Below are 787 nucleotides of genomic sequence, written 5' to 3' on the forward strand. Positions count from 1 at the left end.
TCATTGGTCAATGGACACATTGCCCCCTCTCCGCCTAATTCGGCAAGCCAGTAGCCCTGGGCATTCTTAAAGAGATAAAAATTCGTAACTGGAGCGGGATCCATACCACAGCCTTTTTCATAGCCCTCATAGATAGCTAGAAGTTCTACGTCCTTGTTTTGGAACAGCCTTGTGGTACCATCATACCAATCGTCTTTATCGGCTAAGAAACCATTGGGAACTTTCTTTAGCGAGGCATTGTCATAGCCTTTTACTACTACATATTTACGTTCACTCCTCCAACCATGTTCGTCATTATCATACCACTCCTTATAAGTCGAATGATAAATCTGTCCCTTATGCCTCCAAAAGGGATAGGAAAGCTCCTCAAAGCCTGTGGTATCTATTTCTTTATTCTTTTGCTTATCGTCTTGAGAAGAGAATAATTCCCTTAGGGGTGTGTTTCCTTCTTTTAGCAACGCCAACTGCTCTGGGGTAAGGTGTGGTACATAGAGGCTATCGTCATAAGTCTTATAATAAGCCTGATCCTCATAGATACATAGGCTCTGATTATCCATATAGAAAAAGTTTTTTCCATACTCAGGGCGGTTTGTATAATGGAAAGGCAGTTTCTTATCCCAATCATACACCCCATTCTTGTCATACTGATAGTAATAATGTCCTGGGACAATCCTAAAAGTAGCCGCATCATAGCCAGAGAGCAGCTCTTTTCCTCTGTAGAGCTTGTCCCCATCAGTTACAAAAACTTCAAATAGCTTTATCTTGCTCAAATTCTCCTTGGGTATGA

1 protein-coding gene is annotated in these 787 nt (G+C 41.6%); it reads right to left on the minus strand.

The genetic code is table 11. The features are described 5' to 3' along the window. Positions 1-787 (minus strand): DKNYY domain-containing protein (locus HMPREF1551_RS05400; protein WP_021628048.1); only part of this gene is annotated, 787 nt, incomplete at both ends.

The sequence above is a fragment of the Capnocytophaga sp. oral taxon 863 str. F0517 genome (genome assembly GCF_000466425.1).
Taxonomy (GTDB): Bacteria; Bacteroidota; Bacteroidia; order Flavobacteriales; family Flavobacteriaceae; genus Capnocytophaga.